Origin of the sequence: Synechococcus sp. MIT S9503 (assembly GCF_047304175.1) — a bacterium.
Classification (GTDB): domain Bacteria; phylum Cyanobacteriota; class Cyanobacteriia; order PCC-6307; family Cyanobiaceae; genus Synechococcus_C.
Map to the genome: position 1 here is coordinate 1 of NZ_CP138955.1, position 22,359 is coordinate 22,359.

The 22,359-nt window shown below is 58.7% G+C and carries 17 protein-coding genes, 4 tRNA genes and 3 rRNA genes; 13 read left to right on the forward strand and 11 right to left on the reverse strand.

The genetic code is table 11. The features are described 5' to 3' along the window. Positions 1–423: 423 nt before the first annotated feature. From SIB56_RS00005 to rrf, 5 genes are all read left to right on the forward strand, one after another. Positions 424–1,908 (forward strand): 16S ribosomal RNA (locus SIB56_RS00005). A 183-nt stretch (positions 1,909–2,091) separates the two neighbouring features. Beyond that, positions 2,092–2,165, forward strand: a tRNA-Ile gene (locus SIB56_RS00010). A 9-nt stretch (positions 2,166–2,174) separates the two neighbouring features. After that, positions 2,175–2,247 (forward strand) — tRNA-Ala (locus tag SIB56_RS00015). Between the two features lie 391 nt (positions 2,248–2,638). After that, positions 2,639–5,504: ribosomal RNA gene (locus tag SIB56_RS00020) — 23S ribosomal RNA — on the forward strand. 116 nt (positions 5,505–5,620) lie between these two features. Beyond that, positions 5,621–5,737, forward strand: a 5S ribosomal RNA gene (gene rrf / locus SIB56_RS00025). The 16S, 23S and 5S rRNA genes sit together here with 2 tRNA genes alongside, the layout of an rRNA operon. A gap of 95 nt (positions 5,738–5,832) precedes the next feature. Here the strand turns inward: rrf and mtnC are convergent. The 4 genes from mtnC to SIB56_RS00045 are packed head-to-tail and all read right to left on the reverse strand — an operon-like array spanning position 5,833 to position 8,318. After that, a complete protein-coding gene (mtnC, locus tag SIB56_RS00030; RefSeq protein WP_413324529.1) occupies positions 5,833–6,591 on the reverse strand; it encodes an acireductone synthase in 759 nt (252 codons plus the stop codon). Next, a complete protein-coding gene (mtnB, locus tag SIB56_RS00035) occupies positions 6,588–7,199 on the reverse strand; it encodes a methylthioribulose 1-phosphate dehydratase (protein ID WP_413326974.1) in 612 nt (203 codons plus the stop codon). The genes mtnC and mtnB overlap by 4 nt, the downstream gene beginning before the upstream one ends. A gap of 52 nt (positions 7,200–7,251) precedes the next feature. Next, the gene (locus tag SIB56_RS00040; protein WP_413324530.1) at positions 7,252–8,103 is read right to left on the reverse strand and encodes a DNA-formamidopyrimidine glycosylase; all 852 of its coding nucleotides are present in this window, start codon (positions 8,101–8,103) and stop codon (positions 7,252–7,254) included. Positions 8,104–8,108: 5 nt separating this feature from the next. Further along, a complete protein-coding gene (locus tag SIB56_RS00045) occupies positions 8,109–8,318 on the reverse strand; it encodes a photosystem I reaction center subunit IV (protein ID WP_413324531.1) in 210 nt (69 codons plus the stop codon). A 216-nt stretch (positions 8,319–8,534) separates the two neighbouring features. Between SIB56_RS00045 and SIB56_RS00050 the strand changes: the two genes are divergently transcribed. Together SIB56_RS00050 and SIB56_RS00055 are read left to right on the forward strand one after the other, a co-directional pair. Further along, entirely contained in the window at positions 8,535–9,497 is a 963-nt protein-coding gene (locus tag SIB56_RS00050) for a hypothetical protein (RefSeq protein WP_413326976.1), read from the forward strand. Between the two features lie 42 nt (positions 9,498–9,539). Then, a complete protein-coding gene (locus SIB56_RS00055) occupies positions 9,540–11,027 on the forward strand; it encodes a RecQ family ATP-dependent DNA helicase (RefSeq protein ID WP_413324532.1) in 1,488 nt (495 codons plus the stop codon). Positions 11,028–11,034: 7 nt separating this feature from the next. Here the strand turns inward: SIB56_RS00055 and SIB56_RS00060 are convergent, their stop codons facing one another. Together SIB56_RS00060 and SIB56_RS00065 are read right to left on the reverse strand one after the other, a co-directional pair. Continuing rightward, positions 11,035–12,099 carry a LysM peptidoglycan-binding domain-containing protein gene (locus SIB56_RS00060; RefSeq protein WP_413324533.1) on the reverse strand — a complete coding sequence of 355 codons (1,065 nt, stop codon included), beginning with the start codon at positions 12,097–12,099 and terminating at the stop codon, positions 11,035–11,037. Positions 12,100–12,177: 78 nt separating this feature from the next. Further along, on the reverse strand, positions 12,178–13,578 hold the full coding sequence (locus SIB56_RS00065) for an aldehyde dehydrogenase family protein (RefSeq protein ID WP_413326978.1): 1,401 nt from the start codon (positions 13,576–13,578) through the stop codon (positions 12,178–12,180). Positions 13,579–13,697: 119 nt separating this feature from the next. Here SIB56_RS00065 and SIB56_RS00070 point away from each other — a divergent pair, with 119 nt between their 5' ends. Then, a complete protein-coding gene (locus SIB56_RS00070) occupies positions 13,698–15,359 on the forward strand; it encodes an alpha-amylase family protein (protein WP_413324534.1) in 1,662 nt (553 codons plus the stop codon). Between the two features lie 24 nt (positions 15,360–15,383). On the opposite strand, the gene SIB56_RS00075 is transcribed toward SIB56_RS00070, so the two are convergent. The 4 genes from SIB56_RS00075 to SIB56_RS00090 all read right to left on the reverse strand — a co-directional run bounded on the left by SIB56_RS00075 (position 15,384) and on the right by SIB56_RS00090 (position 18,803). Continuing rightward, positions 15,384–16,952, reverse strand: coding sequence for an FAD-dependent oxidoreductase (locus SIB56_RS00075; protein ID WP_413324535.1), 1,569 nt, complete (start codon positions 16,950–16,952; stop codon positions 15,384–15,386). Next, positions 16,945–18,450: a glycerol kinase GlpK gene (gene glpK / locus SIB56_RS00080; RefSeq protein ID WP_413324536.1), complete on the reverse strand. Its 1,506-nt coding sequence runs from the start codon at positions 18,448–18,450 to the stop codon at positions 16,945–16,947. The genes SIB56_RS00075 and glpK overlap by 8 nt, the downstream gene beginning before the upstream one ends. A 189-nt stretch (positions 18,451–18,639) precedes the next feature. Further along, positions 18,640–18,711 (reverse strand) — tRNA-Thr (locus SIB56_RS00085). 10 nt (positions 18,712–18,721) lie between these two features. Next, positions 18,722–18,803: transfer RNA gene (locus SIB56_RS00090), tRNA-Tyr, on the reverse strand. 105 nt (positions 18,804–18,908) lie between these two features. On the opposite strand from SIB56_RS00090, the gene aroQ reads away from it, so the two are divergent. From aroQ to SIB56_RS00105, 3 genes are all read left to right on the forward strand, one after another. Continuing rightward, positions 18,909–19,352 (forward strand): type II 3-dehydroquinate dehydratase, encoded by a 444-nt coding sequence (aroQ, locus tag SIB56_RS00095; protein ID WP_413324537.1) that lies wholly within the window; start codon positions 18,909–18,911, stop codon positions 19,350–19,352. Then, the gene (locus SIB56_RS00100) at positions 19,349–19,975 is read left to right on the forward strand and encodes a tRNA-(ms[2]io[6]A)-hydroxylase (protein ID WP_413324538.1); all 627 of its coding nucleotides are present in this window, start codon (positions 19,349–19,351) and stop codon (positions 19,973–19,975) included. The genes aroQ and SIB56_RS00100 overlap by 4 nt, the downstream gene beginning before the upstream one ends. 122 nt (positions 19,976–20,097) lie before the next feature. Next, positions 20,098–20,334: a hypothetical protein gene (locus SIB56_RS00105; protein ID WP_413324539.1), complete on the forward strand. Its 237-nt coding sequence runs from the start codon at positions 20,098–20,100 to the stop codon at positions 20,332–20,334. A 3-nt stretch (positions 20,335–20,337) separates the two neighbouring features. On the opposite strand, the gene SIB56_RS00110 is transcribed toward SIB56_RS00105, so the two are convergent. Beyond that, the gene (locus SIB56_RS00110) at positions 20,338–20,883 is read right to left on the reverse strand and encodes a 1,2-dihydroxy-3-keto-5-methylthiopentene dioxygenase (RefSeq protein WP_413324540.1); all 546 of its coding nucleotides are present in this window, start codon (positions 20,881–20,883) and stop codon (positions 20,338–20,340) included. A 61-nt stretch (positions 20,884–20,944) separates the two neighbouring features. On the opposite strand from SIB56_RS00110, the gene cobI reads away from it, so the two are divergent. Continuing rightward, positions 20,945–21,736 carry a precorrin-2 C(20)-methyltransferase gene (gene cobI, locus SIB56_RS00115; RefSeq protein WP_413324541.1) on the forward strand — a complete coding sequence of 264 codons (792 nt, stop codon included), beginning with the start codon at positions 20,945–20,947 and terminating at the stop codon, positions 21,734–21,736. Continuing rightward, complete coding sequence (locus SIB56_RS00120; protein ID WP_413324542.1) at positions 21,733–22,359, forward strand: DUF4079 domain-containing protein; 627 nt, start codon at positions 21,733–21,735, stop codon at positions 22,357–22,359. Before cobI ends, SIB56_RS00120 begins: the two co-directional genes overlap by 4 nt.

Below are 22,359 nucleotides of genomic sequence, written 5' to 3' on the forward strand. Positions count from 1 at the left end.
GCCGCACGGCCAACCGTTTCTGAGAGGGAACGCGACGGCAGAACCTGGACAATCGAAAAGTTTAGGAACTGACGCTTTCATCGCGTCAGGTTCTGATGATTGAACCGAGAGGTTTGATTGTTGGAGTTTGATGAAAATGCGATGTAAGTGTGAGGTCCCGTCAACAATTTTTTAGTTGCAGAGAAGCAACGTGCTTACAAGGTTGAAAGTTTTCACGAGCTTTTGAGTTTGTCGGTGTGCGCGTTGTGGAGCAACAACCGGATCTGAGATCCTGGAAAGTCACGAAGAAGAGATTCCAAGTGCACTCTTAAGAACCCTTCTGTCAGAGGAAGGTGGTTTTAACTGCGATCAGTGCGCCAGTGCTGAAGAGTGGGTAAAGCAAATCAGGTTGAGGAAATGAAAGTTTCCGAGAGGACTTGATCTACAACGGAGAGTTTGATCCTGGCTCAGGATGAACGCTGGCGGCGTGCTTAACACATGCAAGTCGAACGAACCTTCGGGTTAGTGGCGGACGGGTGAGTAACGCGTGGGAATCTGCCCTCAGGAGGGGGATAACGGCTGGAAACGGCCGCTAATACCCCATATGCCGAGAGGTGAAATGAATTTCGCCTGAGGATGAGCCCGCGTCTGATTAGCTAGTTGGTGAGGTAAGAGCTCACCAAGGCATCGATCAGTAGCTGGTCTGAGAGGATGATCAGCCACACTGGGACTGAGACACGGCCCAGACTCCTACGGGAGGCAGCAGTGGGGAATTTTCCGCAATGGGCGAAAGCCTGACGGAGCAACGCCGCGTGAGGGATGAAGGCCTCTGGGCTGTAAACCTCTTTTCTCAAGGAAGAAGATCTGACGGTACTTGAGGAATAAGCCACGGCTAATTCCGTGCCAGCAGCCGCGGTAATACGGGAGTGGCAAGCGTTATCCGGAATTATTGGGCGTAAAGCGTCCGCAGGCGGCCTTTCAAGTCTGCTGTTAAAACGTGGAGCTTAACTCCATCATGGCAGTGGAAACTGTTGGGCTTGAGTGTGGTAGGGGCAGAGGGAATTCCCGGTGTAGCGGTGAAATGCGTAGATATCGGGAAGAACACCAGTGGCGAAGGCGCTCTGCTGGGCCATAACTGACGCTCATGGACGAAAGCCAGGGGAGCGAAAGGGATTAGATACCCCTGTAGTCCTGGCCGTAAACGATGAACACTAGGTGTCGGGGGAATCGACCCCCTCGGTGTCGTAGCCAACGCGTTAAGTGTTCCGCCTGGGGAGTACGCACGCAAGTGTGAAACTCAAAGGAATTGACGGGGGCCCGCACAAGCGGTGGAGTATGTGGTTTAATTCGATGCAACGCGAAGAACCTTACCAGGGTTTGACATCCTGCGAATCTCTTGGAAACGAGAGAGTGCCCTCGGGAACGCAGTGACAGGTGGTGCATGGCTGTCGTCAGCTCGTGTCGTGAGATGTTGGGTTAAGTCCCGCAACGAGCGCAACCCACGTCTTTAGTTGCCAGCATTCAGTTGGGCACTCTAGAGAGACCGCCGGTGATAAACCGGAGGAAGGTGTGGATGACGTCAAGTCATCATGCCCCTTACATCCTGGGCTACACACGTACTACAATGCTACGGACAAAGAGCAGCAAGTTCGCGAGGACAAGCAAATCTCATAAACCGTGGCTCAGTTCAGATCGTAGGCTGCAACTCGCCTACGTGAAGGAGGAATCGCTAGTAATCGCAGGTCAGCATACTGCGGTGAATACGTTCCCGGGCCTTGTACACACCGCCCGTCACACCATGGAAGTTGGCCACGCCCGAAGCCGTTACTCCAACCCTTGTGGAGGAGGACGTCGAAGGTGGGGCTGATGACTGGGGTGAAGTCGTAACAAGGTAGCCGTACCGGAAGGTGCGGCTGGATCACCTCCTAACAGGGAGACAAACAATGATTTTGATGCCTGAGTACTTAATTCTTAGGCCGAAATCCTGTCACCTTAGGTCGATCGGTACCTCAACTTTGAAATCAAGAATACATAGCAATGTGGATTGCTTGATGGAAATTTTCAGTTCCTAAACTTTGTCTAGGTCACATCCCACAAGGGTTGAGTCTTCCTGGGCCATTAGCTCAGGTGGTTAGAGCGCACCCCTGATAAGGGTGAGGTCCCTGGTTCAAGTCCAGGATGGCCCATTCGGTGTTGGGGGTTTAGCTCAGTTGGTAGAGCGCCTGCTTTGCAAGCAGGATGTCAGGAGTTCGAGTCTCCTAACCTCCACTGATCGAACTCAATCTCCATCTTCTGAATGATGGAAGATGAACTCGAAGGTGATGTGATTTAGATGTGTCCGCTGGCATGATCCCAGCTTCCTGTCATTCCGAAAAAATGTGAGAAATCACAATTTTTGGTTGATAAGATGCTGGGCTCGAACTGAATAATCAGTTTGATGTCTAGCAGAACCTTGACAACTGCATAGGAAAAGTCTGTAAGAATAAAGCATCTCTCATGGATGCATCATTCTTAAATGGAATGATGTCAATTCTTGAGCAAGAGCCGAGACTCCATAACGTTCTTTCAATTGTGTCGAGCAATGGAGAGTTTGATGATTCATTCAATTTTGAATGAATCAGAATCTGTTTCAACAACAGCAAGCGTTTTGGAGATTAATGGTCAAGCTACAAAGGGCTCACGGTGGATACCTTGGCACACAGAGGCGATGAAGGACGTGGTTACCTGCGATAAGTCTCGGGGAGCTGGAAACACGCTTTGATCCGGGAATTTCCGAATGGGGCAACCCCTAGAACGGCCAGCTGAATCCATAGGCTGGCACGAGCCAACCCAGCGAACTGAAACATCTTAGTAGCTGGAGGAAAGGAAAGTAAAAACGACTCCCTAAGTAGCGGCGAGCGAACGGGGAAGAGCCTAAACCGATGGTTTCGACCGTCGGGGTTGTGGGACAGCAATGTGGAAAAGGGATGTTAGTGGAAGTGTTTGAATGACACGCCACAGAGGGTGAAAGCCCCGTACACGAAAACTGAACTGACCTAGCTGTATCCCGAGTAGCACGGAGCACGTGAAATTCCGTGTGAATCTGCGAGGACCACCTCGTAAGGCTAAGTACTCCTGTGTGACCGATAGCGAAACAGTACCGCGAGGGAAAGGTGAAAAGAACCCCGGGAGGGGAGTGAAATAGAACATGAAACCGTGAGCTTACAAGCAATGGGAGCCCGACTAATCGGGTGACCGTGTGCCTGTTGAAGAATGAGCCGGCGACTTATAGGCACTGGCGGGTTAAACCGGAAATGGTGGAGCCACAGCGAAAGCGAGTCTGAATAGGGCGTTTGTCAGTGTTTATAGACCCGAACCCGGGTGATCTAACCATGGCCAGGATGAAGCTTGGGTGATACCAAGTGGAGGTCCCAACCAACTGACGTTGAAAAGTCACTGGATGAGCTGTGGTTAGCGGTGAAATGCCAATCGAACCCGGAGCTAGCTGGTTCTCCCCGAAATACGTTGAGGCGTAGCGTCTCGTGCTCCAGCAGGGGGGTAAAGCCACCATTTCGGTGCGGGCTGCGAGAGCGGTACCAAATCGAGATGAACTCTGAATACCCTGTGTGTAGCGAGGCAGTCAGACTGTGGGGGATAAGCTCCATGGTCGAGAGGGAAACAGCCCAGACCGCCAGCTAAGGTCCCCAAATCAACGCTAAGTGATAAAGGAGGTGGGATTGCCCAGACAACCAGGAGGTTTGCCTAGAAGCAGCCATCCTCAAAGGAGTGCGTAATAGCTCACTGGTCGAGCGATCCTGCGCCGAAAATGAACGGGGCTAAGCGTTGTACCGAAGCTGCGGATTTATGGTAGGGGAGCGTTCTATGTGGGGCGAAGCGTTAGCGTGAGCGGGCGTGGACTGCATAGAAGTGAGAATGTCGGCTTGAGTAGCGAAAACATGGGTGAGAATCCCATGCACCGAAACCCTAAGGGTTCCTCCGGCAGGCTCGTCCGCGGAGGGTTAGTCTGGTCCTAAGGTCAGGCCGAAAGGCGTAGTCGATGGATAACAGGTCAACATTCCTGTACCGGTTATGTTTTGGGAAGAGGGACGGAGAAGGCTAGCCAAGCCAGATGTTGGTTACTGGTTCAAGCGTTCGAGGCTATGAGGAGCGGCGAAAACGTTCCGAGCTGAGGCGTGAGTACGAGCTGCTACGGCAGCGAAGTTGGTGATGTCATGCTTCCAAGAAAAGCTCTATACCCGTTAAGGCATAACTGCCAGTACCCGAAACCGACACAGGTGGGGTGGTAGAGAATACCGAGGTGCGCGAGTTAACTCTCTCTAAGGAACTCGGCAAATTAGCCCCGTAACTTCGGGAGAAGGGGTGCCACCGCAAGGTGGTCGCAGTGAAAAGGCCCTGGCGACTGTTTACCAAAAACACAGGTCTCCGCTAAGTCGCAAGACGATGTATGGGGGCTGACGCCTGCCCAGTGCCGGAAGGTTAAGGAAGCCGGTCAGCGTAAGCGAAGCTGGCGACTGAAGCCCCGGTGAACGGCGGCCGTAACTATAACGGTCCTAAGGTAGCGAAATTCCTTGTCGGGTAAGTTCCGACCCGCACGAAAGGCGTAACGATCAGGGCGCTGTCTCGGAGAGAGGCTCGGCGAAATAGAATTGTCTGTGAAGATGCGGACTACATACACCCGGACAGAAAGACCCTATGAAGCTTTACTGTAGCTTGGTATTGTGCCCGGGCTCTGAATGCGCAGGATAGGTGGGAGACGTTGATCTCGTGCTCGTGGGTACGAGGGAGTCAATGGTGAGATACCACTCTTTCAGAGCTAGGGTTCTAACGTTCACCCGTTATCCGGGGAGCGGACAGTATCAGGTGGGCAGTTTGACTGGGGCGGTCGCCTCCTAAAAGGTAACGGAGGCGCACAAAGGTTTCCTCAGGCTGGTTGGAAATCAGCTGACGAGTGCAAAAGCAGAAGGAAGCTTGACTGTGAGACCTACAAGTCGAACAGGGACGAAAGTCGGTTTTAGTGATCCGACGGTTCTGAGTGGAAGGGCCGTCGCTCAACGGATAAAAGTTACTCTAGGGATAACAGGCTGATCTCCCCCAAGAGTTCACATCGACGGGGAGGTTTGGCACCTCGATGTCGGCTCATCGCAACCTGGGGCTGAAGTCGGTCCCAAGGGTTGGGCTGTTCGCCCATTAAAGCGGTACGCGAGCTGGGTTCAGAACGTCGTGAGACAGTTCGGTCCATATCCGGTGTATGCGTAGGAATATTGAGAGGATTTCTCCCTAGTACGAGAGGACCGGGAGGAACGCACCTCTGGTGTACCAGTTATCGTGCCAACGGTAAACGCTGGGTAGCCATGTGCGGAGTGGATAACCGCTGAAAGCATCTAAGTGGGAAGCCCACCTCAAGATGAGTATTCCCATGGGGTAACCCAGTAAGGTCACGGGAAGAACACCCGTTGATAGGCTCTACGTCGAAGTCCAGTAATGGATGCAGCGGAGGAGTACTAATAGACCGAGGGCTTGACCATGATTCGGTTCTTGCCTGAGGCGACGTTTTATTCATTTCAGACACATGATCAATGACGAGAGTTGTTGATGATGTCCTATGCAGTTCTCAGGGTTCAACCTTGGGAATGTTTTCTATCCTGGTGTCCATGGCGTTGTGGAACCACTCCGATCCATCTCGAACTCGGTTGTGAAACGCAGCAGCGGCGACGATATTTGGGGGGTAGCCCCCTGAGAAAATAGCTCGATGCCAGGTAAAACATTTTTATCACGCACGTGATGCGAAGAAAGCCACCCTTGAGGGGTGGCTTTTTTTGTGCCCTGACGCGCTGATCTGTCAGCAGTTTCAGTTCAGGTCTGGCTGGATTGTGTGGCGGCAGTGCTGTTCACATCAATGTCGGAAAGCTTGCGTGCAACCGGATGGTTCCCGGGATTCTGATGAGGGTTCCCATCGCGAAGACAGAAAACAGCATGCATTCCGGCTTGTTGGGCGGCATCACACTCAGCAGGATGATCACTGGCAAACAGTACTTGATCAACAGCGAGGCCCAGATTCTGAGCTATAAGCTTGTAGCTCTGCTCAAGAAGTTTTGGGCCTGTATGTGTATCAAACCACTGGTCAAAATAATGTCTGAGATCACCCTCTTCGGTATGACTGTAGAGAAGTTTCTGAGCCTGAATGCTTCCCGATGAGTATACCGCCAGTGCCAGTCCCTGCTGTTTCCAGGTGTCAAGCTGTGGTCGAACATCCCTGAAAAGAGGTGACTTCAGCTGCCCAGATTGGTAGCCTTTTTCCCAGATTATTCCTTGCAAATCCTTAAGAGCTGTTGATTTCCTGTCAGTCTTGATTAGGTGCTCCAGGTAGGCTTCAATATATTGAATTGACGGTGGTTTCTGAGTTGATTGTTTCCACAATCTTTGACTTGCTGGATCGGGATCATGCTCCCATTCATGGATGACATTATTGACCAAAGACTCAATCTCAGGTTCATGATTTCTTGTTGAAAGCGTTGTGCTGAGATGCTTCTGAGCGAAGGGGAACAATGTTTTGCTGACGAAATCAACAGGGCAGGTTGTTCCTTCGATGTCCAGCAGGATGGCTTGAATCACTGGTGAATCCTCAGGAGTGATTGTCTCCAGGTCAGTTCCAGAAGGAATTCCAGGATTTCAGTATGGCGACGTGCTTCCTTCAGGTTGTCACCCCATGCATACAGGCCATGGCCCGAGACCAGAAGTCCGTTAGGAGCTTCTGTCAGTCGTGTGACTGCTGAATCGCTGAGTTTTTGCAGATCCTGATTGTTGGCAATCACAGGCACGCTGACGCTGGTGTCATGGGTGGTGACGCCTTTGAGCCCTTTGAGCATCTCCCAGCCCTCGAGGTACAGGCAGCCACTGGCTTGTTCCATTTTCGACAGCAGTGTTCCAGCAATCGAATGGGTGTGCAGCACGGCACCCGCCCGGCAGCACTGGATGATGCGCAGATGCAGAAGGGTTTCCGCGCTCGCTTTTCCGCGTCCGCGAATCACTTCGCCGCTGCTGTTCACTTCGATCAGATCCTCTGAATCCACGGATCCCTTGTCGACTCCGCTTGGAGCCATCAACAGCCTCAGCGGCTGCCGGTCCAGCACCACGCTGAAGTTGCCTCCCGTGCCGTCGCACCAGCCCCTTTGATGCAACAGCTTCATCGTGGATGTGAGCTCTTCAGCGGCCTGAACCACAGGTTTCGCTCCTCTCCGGATGCCGTACAACCAGTCATATCGCAACCAGGTTTCAGGCTTGGCAGCTGGGGCACCAGTGGGTGCTGCGACCCGCCAGCTTGACCCGTTCAATGGCAGTGCCGCACTGCAGGCATGGCTCACCGGTGCGGCGATAGACCGCGGCCTGCCCTCCGTAATTGCCGTTGACGCCCTCCAGGTCACGGAAGTCAGAAAACGTGGTGCCGCCAACACCAATGCTGATCTCCAGCACGTGCACCAGGCTTTCGCACACTTTCTCCAGTTGTTTGCGGTTGAGTCTTCCAGCCTGCGTTTGCGGTGAAATCCCTGCTGCAAAGAGGCTTTCATCCGCGTAGATGTTGCCGGCACCCGCCACCAGCGACTGATCGAGCAATGCCGCCTTGATTGAGCGTGTTGACCCCTTGAGCTTCTTCTGCAGATAACGGGCGTTGAACTCTTCGCTGAAGGGTTCGGGGCCCAGGCGTTTGAGACCGGTGATCACCGAGTCGGTGGCCGTGTCCGGCGGAACCCACCACATCTCCCCGAAGCTGCGCACGTCGACAAAGCGCAGCTCCTGTTCCTTGGCATTCCAGAAGCGTGCACGCGTGTGCTGACAAGGCTCTGTTGCCACTTCATGCCACTGGAATTGGCCGGTCATGCGCAAATGCACTCCCCAGCAACCACTGGGTTCGTCGCTGCCTGGATGCAGCAACTGAGCGATGAGGTATTTGCCGCGCCGGCGCCAGGGTCCGACCGTCTGGCCTGAAAGTCCCTGGCAGAACGCTGCTGACCCGCCAGGGCTTGCCACCGCTCTCTCACGGAGAATTTCAACCCCTTCTATCACGAATGACTGAAGACGGTTCGCCAGTCCCCGGCGAACCGTTTCAACCTCCGGTAGTTCCGGCAAGAGACTCAGGCCGGCTCGAGTTCGTCGAGCGCGAAGTTGTTGGTGTTGATGCCGCCGTCCGAGCCCTGAATGCCGTTGTAGTTGACCTGTTCAAAGCGAACCACAACCGGGTAGCGGATGCCTGAGGTGTCGATCGATGCGACCTTGCCGACCCCGTTGTACCAGAAGGATTCGGGGCGCTTGATCCGCACCATGTCGCCGCGGGAGATCGCCATCGCTTCGCTGAAACCAAAAAGCACTTCGAGCGTATCTCCAGGTCTTTCCCTCTGTGCCGGTGCGACACACAATGTCGCCCTGATCTGTGCTTTTCGGGCCCTGCGCCATGGCAGCATCCATCCTCCGGAGCGTTGCCTGCCTTGCTTCCCACGAACCTTGGAACTCCAGTGCTGGAACTGGATCTTCCGGATCCCGACCAGGATGACATCAGCACGATGGAGTTTCTGGCTCGGTTGGAGCAGGCCTGGGCTGTCTGTGACAAGTTCGATCTTCAGACCGAGATCTGGCGCGGAAAGATTCTCAAGGCCGTTCGTGATCGTGAGAAGCGCGGTGGGGAGGGGCGCGGCGCAGGATTCCTGCAGTGGCTCAGGGAGCGGGAAATCAGCAAGACCCGTGCCTATGGCTTGATTCAGCTCGCGGAATCGGCGCAGGAGATGCTGGGCGAAGGCGTCCTTGAGGAGACGAGCGTCAATCAATTCTCCAAGCGTGCCTTCATGGAGACCGCGCAGGCAGCACCGGAGGTTCAGATGATGATTTCCGAGGCTGCCAATGAAGGCCAGGAGATCACGCGCAAGCAGGTTCGGCGACTCTCTGACGAGTTCATGGCCTCCACCAGTCCGCTGCTGCCGGAGGAGATTCGTCAACGGACCCAGGAGAATCTGCTGCCGCCGAAAGTTGTTGCGCCGCTGGTGCGTGAGCTGGCCAAACTGCCGGAGCCTCAGCAGGATGATTTGCGCAAGGTGCTGCGGGAGGAGCCTGAACTAGACCGGATCAAGGATGTGACCCACACCGCTCGCTGGATCACCAAGGCGACCGAATCGAGTGTCGCCGTGCGCGCCTTTCAGCAGGGTGAGCTTGATCTCGAGAAGGCGATGCAGGAAGCGCAGCGACTCGATGCCCTTGGCCTGCTTGCCGATGCCGTCGGTCAAGCTCAGTCTCTGGAGTCAGCCGTGCTCAAGCTGCACACGTCCTGGCGGCGTCTCGGGGGATTGCAGGAACGGCTCTGGGTGGAAAGCGGCAGCAGCACCCCCTATCTTCGGGATGTGCTCTCGGCACTGCAAAGTCTCAGCGGCGCCACGCTTCGGGTGTCTCTCGGTGAGCTCGCAGGTGGCAAGCGGGTGCGTCTTCAGTTGGTTGAGGAATCACCGGATCAGCTGGAACCTCCTCCTATCCCCTAGATCTGGGGCTCGGTAGGCTGGGTACACCACCTGTGGAGTGCCTTGGACCTGCTGCAGGATGCGCTCGAGCGCCATTACGGCTGGTCCGATTTCAGGCCAGGTCAGCGCCCTGTCGTGGAGTGCCTGTTGCACGGGCAGGACTGTCTGGCGGTGCTGCCGACGGGTGGCGGTAAATCGCTTTGCTACCAGCTACCCGCTCTGGTGCGATCAGGACTTGTGGTGGTGATCTCTCCGCTTGTCGCCCTGATGGAAGACCAGGTGCTTCAGCTGCGCCGCAGAGGCATTGCAGCGGCCTGTGTTCATGGCGGGATCGATCCGGTGCAAAGGCGTGAGACTCTCACTCAGCTCAGTGAGGGATCCCTGCGGCTGTTGTATCTGGCTCCGGAACGTTTGCAGGGTGATGCCACCCGCTCCTTGCTGCAGGAGCATGCCGCCGCCGGACAGCTGGTTGCGCTGGCTGTGGATGAAGCCCACTGCATCAGCGCCTGGGGGCACGATTTCCGCCCTGATTACCGCAGGCTTGGGGAGCTCCGGGCCCTCTGCCCAGGCGTCCCGATGGTGGCCCTGAGTGCCACGGCAGCACCTCGGGTCAGAGCTGACATCCTTCGCCTTCTGCATCTCAGGCGGCCGTTGATCCAGGTTGGATCGGCGCGCCGGCACAACCTGCATTACGCCATGCGGCGGCGAGTTGGAGATCCTCTGCAGGATGTGGTCGATGCGCTGGACAATGCCCGGGGCGCCTGTCTGATCTATGCCCGCACCCGGATTTCCGTGGAGCGCTGGACCGAGCGGCTCTGTGCCAACGGGGTGCATGCGATCGCCTACCACGCCGGTCTGGAGCCGGAGGTGCGGCATCGGGCTCTTGAGCATTTCCTGGAAGCGGAGGATCCAGTGCTCGTGGCCACCGTGGCCTTCGGCATGGGAGTGGACCGTGCCGATGTCGGCCTGGTGCTGCATCTGGATCTTCCCAGCACGCCGGAGGGTTATCTGCAGGAGTCGGGTCGTGCAGGGCGTGATGGCAAGCCGGCGCAGTGTCTGGTGTTGTTCTCGCCGAGAGATCGAACCAGGCTGGGCTGGGCGATGCAGAGCGCATTGCGCAGAACCTCCTCCGTGAATGCTGCCGAGGAAGCCCGAAGGATTGAACTGGCGCAGCAGCAGTTGCGGCGCATGGAGGCTGTTGCGGAGGGGGAGACCTGCCGAGAGCAGGCTCTGCTGCTGTCGGTCGGTGAACTGGTTCCTCCCTGCGGACGATGTGACCGCTGTCAGTCCAGTGCCTCAAGACAGGACTGGTCTGAGGAGGCCACGGCAGTTCTTGAATTGCTGGCGGAGGTTCGTGGTGTTGATGCCCGCAGCCTGAGTGAACGGCTCAACAGCGCGGAGGGCCGCTCGGCGCACTGGGGATGGCTCACACGGCGCCTGGTGCAGGAGGAGCTGATTCACGAAACCGACGATGGCAGCCAGCGCCTGTTTCTCAAGGAAAGTGGCCGGCGCTTCTTGCGTCAGCCCTGGCCACTGCATTACGCCGCCTGAGCGGCACTCAGACCTTTGCGCTCTTGCAGCGATCCTTGACCAGGGCCTCCTCAAACGCCGTCTGAGGGGCGATCCAGCTTTTCCACATTCCGTTGGCGCCTGTGGCGTTGATCTTCCTGGCGGAGCAGTTCACGGCCACATAGAGGGATTGGCCTTCACTGTTCAGTGTTGGGGCCACTTCGCTTCCACCCATCGACTGCCAGTTTCCCCAGTCAACCTGAAGAGGGCCATAGGTGCGCCATGCGGCTGGCTTGGGCTGCACGCTCGTCGTGGCTGTCGGGCTCGCTTTGGCGGTCTCAACTGGTTTGACAGCCTCAGTTCTGACGGCTTTGGTTTGAACGGGGGTGGTTTTGGCCGTCTCCGATTTCACGACCGCCGGTTTGGCTGCATCAGGCTTCGACTGAGCATTGGATTTTGACTGCTTCTTGGCTTGGCCAGCGCTCACCAGCGGCTGCTGTGCAGCGGGCGTGGCTACGGCAACCGTTGCGGTATCAGCGCCGCTCTTTGTGGAGCGCAGCATCAGCTTGGTTCCGGTGTTGACCTGATTGGGATTTTCAATCGCATTGATGCTGATCAATGCGCTGATCGGGATGTCGTAAGCCCTGGCGATCTGGGTGAGGGTCTGGCCGCGGGCAACGGTGTGGGAGATGGCGTTCGGGTTGGCCTCAATCGGCACAGGCTTGGGCTTTGCCCGGGCAAGCACCGCGTTGCTGGGAAGCTTCAGGGTCTGCCCGATTTCAACGTGATCAGCACTCGACAGTCCGTTCAGTGCCATCAACTGACGTTCACTCACCCTGTACTCAGCGGCGATGCCGCTGAGGGTGTCGCCGGACTGCACCGTGTGGCGCCCTTTCCCGGCTGAAACGCTCCCAGGTAGCCGCAGGGTCTGGCCGGCTTCCACATGATCGGAGTTGCTGATGCCGTTCAGGCGCATCAGGCTGTTGAGCGATACGTCGTAGCGAGCCGCAATATCCGAAAGAGTCTCACCTGACTTGACCGTCACGTTGGCGGCCTGGCCGGCGATTGGTGAGAGGGCCATCGCGGCCAGGACGATCAGGAGGGTGCGGCGCATGCATGTCCGTTGGCTGGGCGAAAGATAAGGTGCCTGTCGGCGAGCGCCAGTCCTGTTCCACTCCTGTTTCGCTGCAGCTCAGCTCAACAGACGACGGAATGTTTCCGGCTTCAGGGTGTAGGGCGGATAGCGCTGAGGAAGATCAAGCCAGAACGGGCGCCGCAGCACCGATCGTTCATGGGAAAAGGTTCTGAATCCGGCTTCGCCGTGGTGGGCTCCCATTCCGCTTGCTCCCACACCTCCGAAGGGAAGATCTGGAACGCCTGCCTGCATCACCACGTCGTTGAAGCAGACCCCACCGGAGCTGGTGGTGCGCAGCAGATGATCCTGGTCGCTGTCGCTGCCGCCGAAGAGATACAGAGCGAGAGGTTTGTCCTGCATCTGAATGCGCTGAATGGCCTCATTCAGGTTCGCGATCTCCAAAACGGGCAGCAGTGGTCCGAACAGTTCGTCGGCCATCAGGGGGTCCTGTTCGTCCTGCACGGCGATCAGCGTCGGTGCAATCCGGCGTCTGATGGGGTCGAACTCGCCGCCGAGCAACACGCGACCATCGCTGTCGGCCTGTTTCAGCAGGGCCTCCAGGCGACCGTAATGACGGTCATGAATCAGGCTTGCGAGCGAGTCGGACTCCAGTGGCCTGTTGCCGTAGAGCTTCAGCCGTTCCTCCCCGATGGCCTGCAGCAGAGGCTCACGCATGTCTGACTGAACAAGGAGATGATCCGGCGCGATACAGGCCTGTCCGGCATTGAAACCTTTCCCCCAGACCAGCCTGCGGGCCGTGACGGTGAGGTCTGCGCCCGGCAGCACGATCGCGGGGTTCTTGCCGCCTAGCTCCAGCGTCACCGGCGTGAGGTTTGCGGCAGCCCCCTCCAGCACCTTGGCTCCGATCGTTCCTCCGCCGGTGAAGAAGATGTGGTCGAAGCGTTGCCGCACCAGTTGAGCGGCGATGGCACCATCGCCGTTCACGACCTGAACAACATCGTTGGGAAAGTGCTTTGGCACCAGCTTCTCAATGAGCGTTGCTGTTGCGGGAGCATGTTCAGACGGTTTGATCACAGCGGTGTTGCCGGCGGCAAGAGCGCTCACAAGCGGCCATAACGTGAGACCGAAAGGCAGATTCCAGGGCCCGATCAGCAGCACACATCCGAGTGGTTCGCGGATCAGTTCGGCACGGCCTGGCTGCTGAACGATCGGCACGCGGATCCTGCGGGGACGCATCCAGGTGCGAAGACGCCGCTCAGCCAGCTTCAGCTCCTGCAGCAGTGTCACCACCTCGGCCATTCCCTCCAGGCCTGGCTTGGCGAGGTCATGACGCAGAGCCTCGAGGATCTCGGCCTCGTGTTGCGTCACCAGTGAACGCAGTCGCTGCAGCTGTTCCCGCCTCCATGCTTCCGGTCTGGTGATGCCCTCCAGAACGGGTTTGCGCAGGCGGTCCAGATCGATATCGGTGAATGTTGTTGCAGCGTTGGCCTGGACCATGACGGGGATGAGCGTGCTGTCGTTGCTGGGCATGCTCGCAGTTTCGTTAGCACAACGGTCGGTGCGGGGATGACGGTGACCACGATCGCCTCTACACCGTGATCAGAGGCAACGGCCTGATGAGTCAGCAGCAGCCGTGGTGGAACGGCGCCGTCATCTATCAGCTGATCGTGCGCAGTTACCGCGATGGCAACGGAGATGGGATCGGAGACCTGCAGGGTCTGGCAGGCCGGCTCCCTTACCTGCGCTGGCTGGGCGTTGAGGCGATCTGGTTGACGCCGATCTATCCCTCACCACTCGATGACGGTGGATATGACATCACCGACTTCAAGGCGATTCATCCGGATCTGGGAGATCTTGCGGCGTTTCATCGCTTTCTAACGGCGGCGCATGCTCAGGGCCTCAAGGTGGTGATGGACCTGGTGATGAACCACACCAGCACGCTTCATCCCTGGTTTCAGCGTGCTCGATGGGCACCTCAGGGCAGCCCGGAACGCGAGATCTACGTCTGGAGTGATGACCCCCATCGCTACGCGGACGCCCCGGTGCTCTTCCGCCATTTCGAGTCATCGAACTGGGAATGGGATGAGGTGGCCGGTCAATACTTCCTACACCGTTTTCTGCGTCATCAGCCTGATCTCAACTACGCCAATCCGTTCGTGCAGGAGGCGATGCTGGATGTGGTGGATTTCTGGATCGATCGCGGCGTCGATGGGTTCCGCCTTGATGCCGTTCCCTTCCTGTGTGAGGAAGAGGGATCGCGCTGTGAAGGACTGCCAGAAACCCATGCATTTCTCAAACGACTGCGTGAGCGGGTGGATTCCCATGGCCGGGATGTTCTGCTGCTCGGGGAGGCGATCCAGCCCGTTGAAGAAATTGCGCCTTACCTGTTGAAGGATGAGCTGCACGGCGCCTACAACTTTGTTCTGACAGCGCACCTCTTCGCAGCGATTGCCAGCGGCAGGGTTGACAATCTGCGTAAGTCTCTGGAGGAAGCGCAGCAGGTGGTCAGCGGCTGCCGCTGGGCTCTTCCCTTGCGCAACCACGACGAGTTGTGGCTGGGAGATGGCCACCTGATTCCGGAGGAGGTGATTCAGACCATCCGTGCCGGTCTTCATCAGGGCCAGGGTCACTGGCTCAACTGGGGCATCAACCGTCGTCTGGCGCCATTGCTCAACGGCGATCCTGGTTCCAATCGCGTTCTGCACGCTCTGCTTTACAGCCTGCCGGGGATGCCCTGTCTGTATTACGGCGATGAGCTGGGAATGGGCGACTGGCCGGGGTTGCGGGACCGTGACCCCAACCGCACCCCCATGGCCTGGACGCCTGCGCGCAACGGAGGCTTCTCAACCGCACCGGATCCGCTGCTGGTGCTGCCGCCGATCACTGCTCCTGGCTACGACTACCGGGTGGTCAATGTGGAGGTTCAGAAGCAGCTCCCGGGGTCGCTGCTGAACTGGCACCGGCGCATGCTCACTTGCCGGCGGTTGTTGCCTGCCCTGCGTCATGGCGATTTCGAGCTGCTGAAATGTCCCCATCCCGGTGTGATCAGCTATGTGCGCTGTGACGGCAGCATGACGGTGCTGGTGGCTGCCAACCTCTCCGCTGCAGGGGCTTCCTTGCACCTTGACCTCAGCCGCTGGAGCGGTGAGCGCACCCGCGAGGTGTTCTGGGGCTGTGAATATCCGCCCGCCTCAGAGGACTGGTTCGTCTACCTGCCAGCCCATGGATTTAGTTGGTGGCTGATCGGTGAAGTGGAAGACGTCAAACCTGATCACTGAACCGATCGCTGGTGGTATTGCTTGTCAGTGATGCAGTTCCAGAGGAGTGCTGTCGCCGTGGCCGTGTTGCTGCAGAAGCTCATTCACCAATGGCGTCAACCGCTGCGCTTCCTCCAGGTCGATCATGGCCAGTCGGCTGCGCCGGGCAAGCACATCGGTGAGGCTTCTCGCCTTCTCCTGCTCGATGGCATGCTGCAGTTCACCCCGGCAGATGGGCATCACCTCACTCAGTGGTTCTCGATCCTTTTCCGTCCAGCTGCCGACCAGGGCCGCAGCATGCAGGCCATGACTGCTTTCGAGATGTTCAATCTGTTCCGCCTGCGTCGGCGAGTCAGGCAGCAGTCCCCGGAGTGTCGATCGCTGGACCATCAGGCGGTCGGGGGTTTGCTCTGGATCGGCGTCCGAGCCGATCAGAGGCAACTGCCTTGCAGCGGGCAGTGACTGGCCGAGTTGCCTGTAAACGGCGGTCAGAGTGTCGAGAGCCATGGGACGGCAGGTCGTCCATTTGCCCCCCAGCACGCTCACCAGGCCGCTGGGCTGGGTTTCAACTTCGTGCTCACGAACCACTCTGCTGCTGTTCACGTCGGCACCGGCAGGTTTGAGCAAGGGTCTTCCTCCGGCCCAGCAACTGCCGATTGCGGTGTCGTTCAGCTTCGGGAACCAACGCTTCACGTAGTCGAGCAGATAGCTCTGCTCTTCATCTGATGGGATCGCCGCCTGAGGCTGGCTGCAGGGTGTGTCGGTCGTTCCCACCAACGTGCGCCCGAAGAAGGGCAGCATGAACAGAACCCTGCCGTCATCGGTGGAGGGCAGCAGCAGGCCGATGCGTTGGGGGCACAGTTGCTGCTTCAGAACGATGTGAACCCCGCGGCTGGTGAGCATGCGCACCTGGCAGTCGGGGTCGGCCATGCGCCTGAGAGCATCGGCATGGATTCCTGTGGCGTTGACCACCACGCGGGCACGCCAGCGCTGGCTCTCTCCTTCCGCATTTTCACTGATCGCGCCACACACGCTGCCGTTGCTGTCTTTCTCCAGCTCCACCACCGGTGTTCGTGTGCGCACCACCGCCCCGGCTCTCTCGGCGGTGAGGGCCATCAGCAGGTTCAGCCTGGCATCGTCGAACTGTCCATCGCTGTAGGCGACTCCCCCGCTCACATCACTGCGCAGTTCGGGCAGTGCCTCACGCAGCAGGGATCGTGACAGCAGCCGGCTGCTGCCGATCCCTGCTCGGCCTGAGAGAGCGTCGTAAAGGCCCAGCCCCAGGCGGTAGTAGAGCTGACCGATCAGTCCGCCGGTGGGTAGAGCCAGTTCAAGGCGATGAGCAAGAAACGGCGCCTGTCTCAGCCAGTGACCACGCTCAAGCAGGGCCTCTCTCACCAGTCGCAGCTGCGCGGTGTCGGCGGTCTTGAAGGCCAGTTCGAGATAGCGAACCCCTCCGTGCAACAGCTTGGTGCTGCGGGAGCTTGTGCCGCCGCCAAGGTCATGGCCTTCAAGCAGGGCCACTTTGAGCCCCCGGCTCACGGCTTCATAGGTCAGGCAGGCTCCGCTGGCTCCGCCTCCGATCACCAGCAGATCGAAGCTGTCGTCATTCATGCCAGCGCAGGCTCCTTGAAATGGCGTCGTTCCAGTGCATCAACCACGTCTGGCGTTGTTTGGAACTGATTGAGGGACTGAAAATGTCCGCCTGCTCGCCATGCAGGGACTCCAGATCCTGCAGGCTGCTGATCACTCCGGCCTGAACGCCCGCCAGCAGAGCGACTCCACGGGCGGTGCTCTGGAGATAGGAGGGGCGTCGAACCTTCAGGCCGGTGCTGTCGGCCTGGGCCTGCAGCAATGGGTCCGAGGCGGCCGCGCCTCCATCGACGGCAAGTTCTCCAAGCCCCTTTCCGATGGCCTGCTCCGCCAGCTGCACCAGGCTCGCCACCGAGAGCGCAATGCCTTCAAGGGCTGCACGGGCGATCTGGCCTCGACCGGTGTCGCGGGTCAGCCCGATCAGCAGGCCCCGAGCACTCGGATCCCAGTGAGGGGTGCCCCAGCCCGTGAAGGCGGGAACGAGCATGACGCCTCCCGAATCGGCAACGCTGAGCGCCAGCGGGTTGACCTCCTCCGCGCTGTCAATGATCCCCAGACCGTCACGCAGCCACTGCACCACCGTGCCCGCGTTGAAGAGACTGCCCTCAAGGCAGTAGGTGGGGTCTCCCTGATCGTCGGTCCAGCCGAGGGTGCTCAGCAATCCGGCATCACTGCGATGAATTGTGCCGCCGGTGTTCACCACCAGAAAGGCCCCCGTGCCGTAGGTGCATTTGGCTTCACCCGGTCTCAGGCACAACTGTCCGAGCGTGGCGGCCTGCTGGTCACCGAGCAGTGCACGGATCGGCACTCCGGAAAAGGGCAGTCCCGCTGCGATCGACCCGAAATCGCCGCGGCAGGGCACCAGCTCAGGCAGTGCGCTCCTGGGCAGACCTGTCTGTTCGCAGAATGCATCCACCCACTGACGTTGTGTCAGGTCCATCAGCAGTGTTCGGCTGGCATTGCTCATGTCTGAGCAGTGCAGCTGGCTTCCGCTGAGGTGCCACAGCAACCAGCTGTCCACCGTGCCGAAGCAGAGATCATCACTGCTGGCGGCACTTGCCGCGTCTGGTTCATTCAGCATCAGCCAGCGGATTTTGCTGGCACTGAAGTAGGGGTCGAGGAGCAGACCTGTGCGGGCATGCCATTCCTGCTCCAGACCTGCGTCCTTCCACTGCTGGCAGATGTCTGATGTGCGCCCGTCCTGCCACACCAGGGCTGGGCCGCAGTGGTGTCCATCGCTGCGCCGCCACAGGATGGTTGTTTCTCTCTGGTTGGTCACGCCGCAGGCGACAACAGCGTCTCTCTGCTCCTGGCTGATCGTCTGTTCCAGACGCTCCATCGCCAGTCGCTGACTCTCCCAGATTTCGTGGGGATTCTGTTCCACCCATCCGTCCGCCGGGTAGCTGATGGCAAGGGGCGCGCTGGCGCTGGCCACCGGATAGCCACGCGGGTCAAACAGAGCGGCGCGGGAACTGCTGGTGCCCTGATCCAGTGCGAGAAGGAGGGGCGTTGCTGCCATGGCCGAGTCGTTTTTCAAGTGCTAGCTGCGCTGATCGCCAGTCGCCACGATCCACTTCGGGGCAAGGGATTATCCACAACCTGCTCCCTCGTTCAGCTCTGTGCGATCCGGAGGGCATCGCAATGACGGAGCAGCGATGATTCGCTGATCGTCTACGGATTCAACACCCGGTGCCGGGGTGTTGAACGAAGCCCTTGTCGAGACTTGAACTCGAGACCTCTCCCTTACCAAGGGAGTGCTCTACCGCTGAGCTACAAGGGCGTGTGGTGGATGGGCCGGGTTGGATTTGAACCAACGTAGGCAGAGCCAGCGGATTTACAGTCCGCCCCCATTAACCACTCGGGCACCGACCCGAACCACTCGAAGAACTTACCAGTCGACCCGGCGATCCTTTCAGAAGGCTGTGCCTCTCGTTGGTTCTCGATACGATCGGATCTGGAAGGATTTCACGAGAGGCCATGCGCCTGCTGCTCCTGAATGGCCCCAACCTCAACCTGCTGGGGCAGCGAGAGCCTGGTCTCTACGGACATCAGACCCTCGGAGAGATTGAGCGTGCTTTGCAGGAACGCGCCCTGGCTGCTGGCGTGCAGCTGGAGTGCTTTCAGAGCAATTTCGAGGGTGCTCTGGTTGAGCGTGTGCACCAGGCCATGGGCGAGGTCAACGGGATCCTGGTGAATGCCGGGGCCTACACCCACACCTCGATCGCCTTGCGTGATGCGCTGCTTGGGGTTGCGATTCCCTTTGTCGAGCTTCATCTCAGCAACACGCATGCCCGCGAACCCTTTCGCCACCAGTCATTCCTGGCTGACCGTGCGGTTGGGGTGGTGAGTGGCTTCGGGTCATTCAGTTATGACCTGGCTTTCGACGGTCTGCTGAATCATCTGCACCGGGCTGCAGCATGACCATCACATCGTCGGTGTCGAGCATCCGCTGGCTGGCAGCACCCACAAGCCGACTCTGGGTCGAGCAGGCCATTGCCAGGCCGATGCAAGTGCTGATCGACCATGCCCACTGCGAGCGCAAAGCTGCCGGTGTGGCGGTGCAGATGATGTTCCGCTATCTCTGCGAGCCCGGTCTCGGTGAGGCCCTCAGCCCGCTTGCGCGAGAGGAGCTGGAGCATTTTGAACGGGTGTTGAGACTTCTCAAAGAGCGGGGACGCTACCTCGAGCCTCTGCCCTCACCCGGTTACGGAGCATGGCTGGCCAAGCAGGTTCGCCGTGGTGAACCCCAGCGCATGCTCGATTCCTTCCTGGTTTCCGGACTGATCGAAGCCCGCAGTCATGAACGCATGGCGCTGCTGGCAGAGCACAGTCCTGATCCTGATCTGCGCCTGCTCTACGGCGATCTGCTGAAAAGCGAAGCGCGTCACTTCGGCCTTTACTGGGTGCTCTGCGCCGACCGTTATCCCAGGGATGTGATTGTGAAACGGCTTCAAGAACTGGCCGCGGCTGAAGTCGATGCGCTGCGCGGCGAACTGTCTGCTCCGGAAGCAGTGCGCATGCACTCGGTTGGCGTCGACGCCTGATCAGCTTCAGCCAATGGCCCGCCTGCAGGGAGGTTCGTAACAAGGGTCCAAAAGAAGTCTGAAGAGACGCGCCATGGAGCCTGGGTCAGTTCTAGAATTGACCCAGTCACTTTGCGATGTCGATGTCTGACCCTGTGACCGCTGTCGCTGATTCGCTGCAGGCCTTGCGTAACGGCACCACGGACGAGCAATGGGATGGACTCAAGTCCAACCCTCTGGTCCGCGATCTGATCGGACGATGCTCTGATCTGGAAGCGGCGATGCTGCTGAGCGAAGAGTCGCTGGTCACCGAGCTGCCGACCTGCGGAGCCGCATCATTGAAATCCTCTGTTGACGCCCGTCTGCTCCTGGCGGCTTGATCTTTATGATGCTCTGAGTCGGGGATAGCGATCGGCGATCGTGTCCCCGGTGAACTCTGCGACCCAGCCGCTGGGGTTGTTGAAAAACCTCAACGTGCAGAAACGGGGTTTCGCGCCCATGTCGAACCAGTGGCGGGTTCCTGCTGGAACGCTGATCCAGTCGTTGGTTTCGCAGAGCACCTGTACCACTTCGTCGCCGATGTGGAGGCAGAAAAGACCACAGCCTTCGACGAAGAAGCGCACCTCATCTTCAGCGTGAACGTGCTCCTTGAGAAATTTCTGGCGCAGGCTCTCTCGATCCGGATGATCGGGCAGCACGCGGATGGCATCGACACTTGGGAAGTTGCCCCGCTCCTGAGTCCATTCGATTTCACGTTTGTAAGTCGCCAGGATCTGCGCGATAGAGGCATCGCAATCCAGCTGATGCTGTGCGGGCCAGCGTTCGAATCCGATGCCCCGTTGCTTCAGTACATCCCGAATCCGCCCGCACTCCCGGGTTTGCAGCAGAACGGCCTTGGTGGCTGCTGAATACAGCGTCAGTTCACTCATCGTTCTGGAGTCAGCTGAGTAGCGGTGAATGCGGCTGCTGCCACCCTGTTCAGCATGCTGGATGGCTGGTTGGGTCCCATTGCCTTTGTCCACCTCGTCCGAGTGTTCTGCGGTTCAGCTGACGCTGGTCGGTGTCGGCCCGGGAAATCCCGAGCTGCTCACTGTGGCGGCTGTTCGAGCTCTCGAAGCCGCTGATGTCATTGCCCATCCCATTGCTCATGAGGGGGCGGAGGGCATGGCCCTTGCGATCGCCTCACGCTGGCTTCGTCCTGATCAGCGTTGCCTGCCACTGCTGTTTCCGATGGTGGCTGAGGCTGAACCACGGATCGCAGCCTGGAGAGCTGCTGCTGATGCGCTGGTCGACGAGGTTCGAGCCGGCAAACGTGTGGTGCTGCTCTGCGAAGGGGATGTGTCGCTCTTCGCAACAGGGAGCTATGTGCAGCTGGCTTTACGACGCCGTCACCCTGATGTGCCATTCGCTTTGATTCCAGGGATTCCATCGGTGTGTGCAGCGGCTGCTGCCGCAGTGGAGGGATCTCACGACATTCCTCTGGCCTTTCAGCAGGAGGGTCTGCTGATTCGCCCCTGTCCGGACACGGAGGCCGAGTTCACCGCTTTGCTTGACAGTGCACGTCGAACATCCACGGTGCTCGGTTTGCTCAAAGTGGGGCAGCGCTGGTCCTGGGTGCGCGCCGCGCTGGAGCAGGCAGGACTCCTCGATCAAGCACTGTTCGCCCAGCGGGTTGGCTGGCCCGATCAGTGGGTGGCTCCGGCTCGGGCGGTGCCTGACGATCTGAAGCCTTACTTCTCACTGCTGCTTGTCCGTCAGATCTGGCCTGAGGTGTTGCCTTGATTGCCGCTCTGCAACCGCTGACGCCCTTGCAATGGCTGGCGCTGGTTCATCCGGTGCTGATCATCCTGTTTGTCTACCCGGTGATCGGTGCAACGATCCGGTTGGGAATTCTGGCCAGGGAACGCCGACTGGAAATCAATCCCATCGCTCCAACTGTGCCCATTGAGCATGTTGATCATGGTCGCTGGGCGACGGCTGGTCTGCTGTTGGCTGTCCTGTTCGCTCTGAGCCATGACCTGGCTGATGTCGGCGTGGGGTTCAGCAGCTGGGCCGTCGCAATCCTTCAGGCCACGGGGGTTGTGGTGTCGTTTGTGGCCCTGCTGCGCACCCGCAGACTGGCGCTGCGACTGCTCTTCTCCTGGAGCTGCTGGCTGTTTCTGCTGCTGATCACGATCGAGCCATCACTCGTGAGCCGGCGTTCGCTTGCTGCCGCTGAGGTCTGGCAGTCGCACACCTGGGGTGGGCTGCTGCTGATCGCATTTCTGTTGCTGACCATGGCCTGTCAGCGGGAGATCGCCGGGCGCCTGTGGATGCGTCGGATTCACGTGGCTCTAAATATTCTTGTGGCACTTCTGCTGGCTACTCAGGCGATCACGGGGACCCGTGATCTCTTGCTTGGTTGA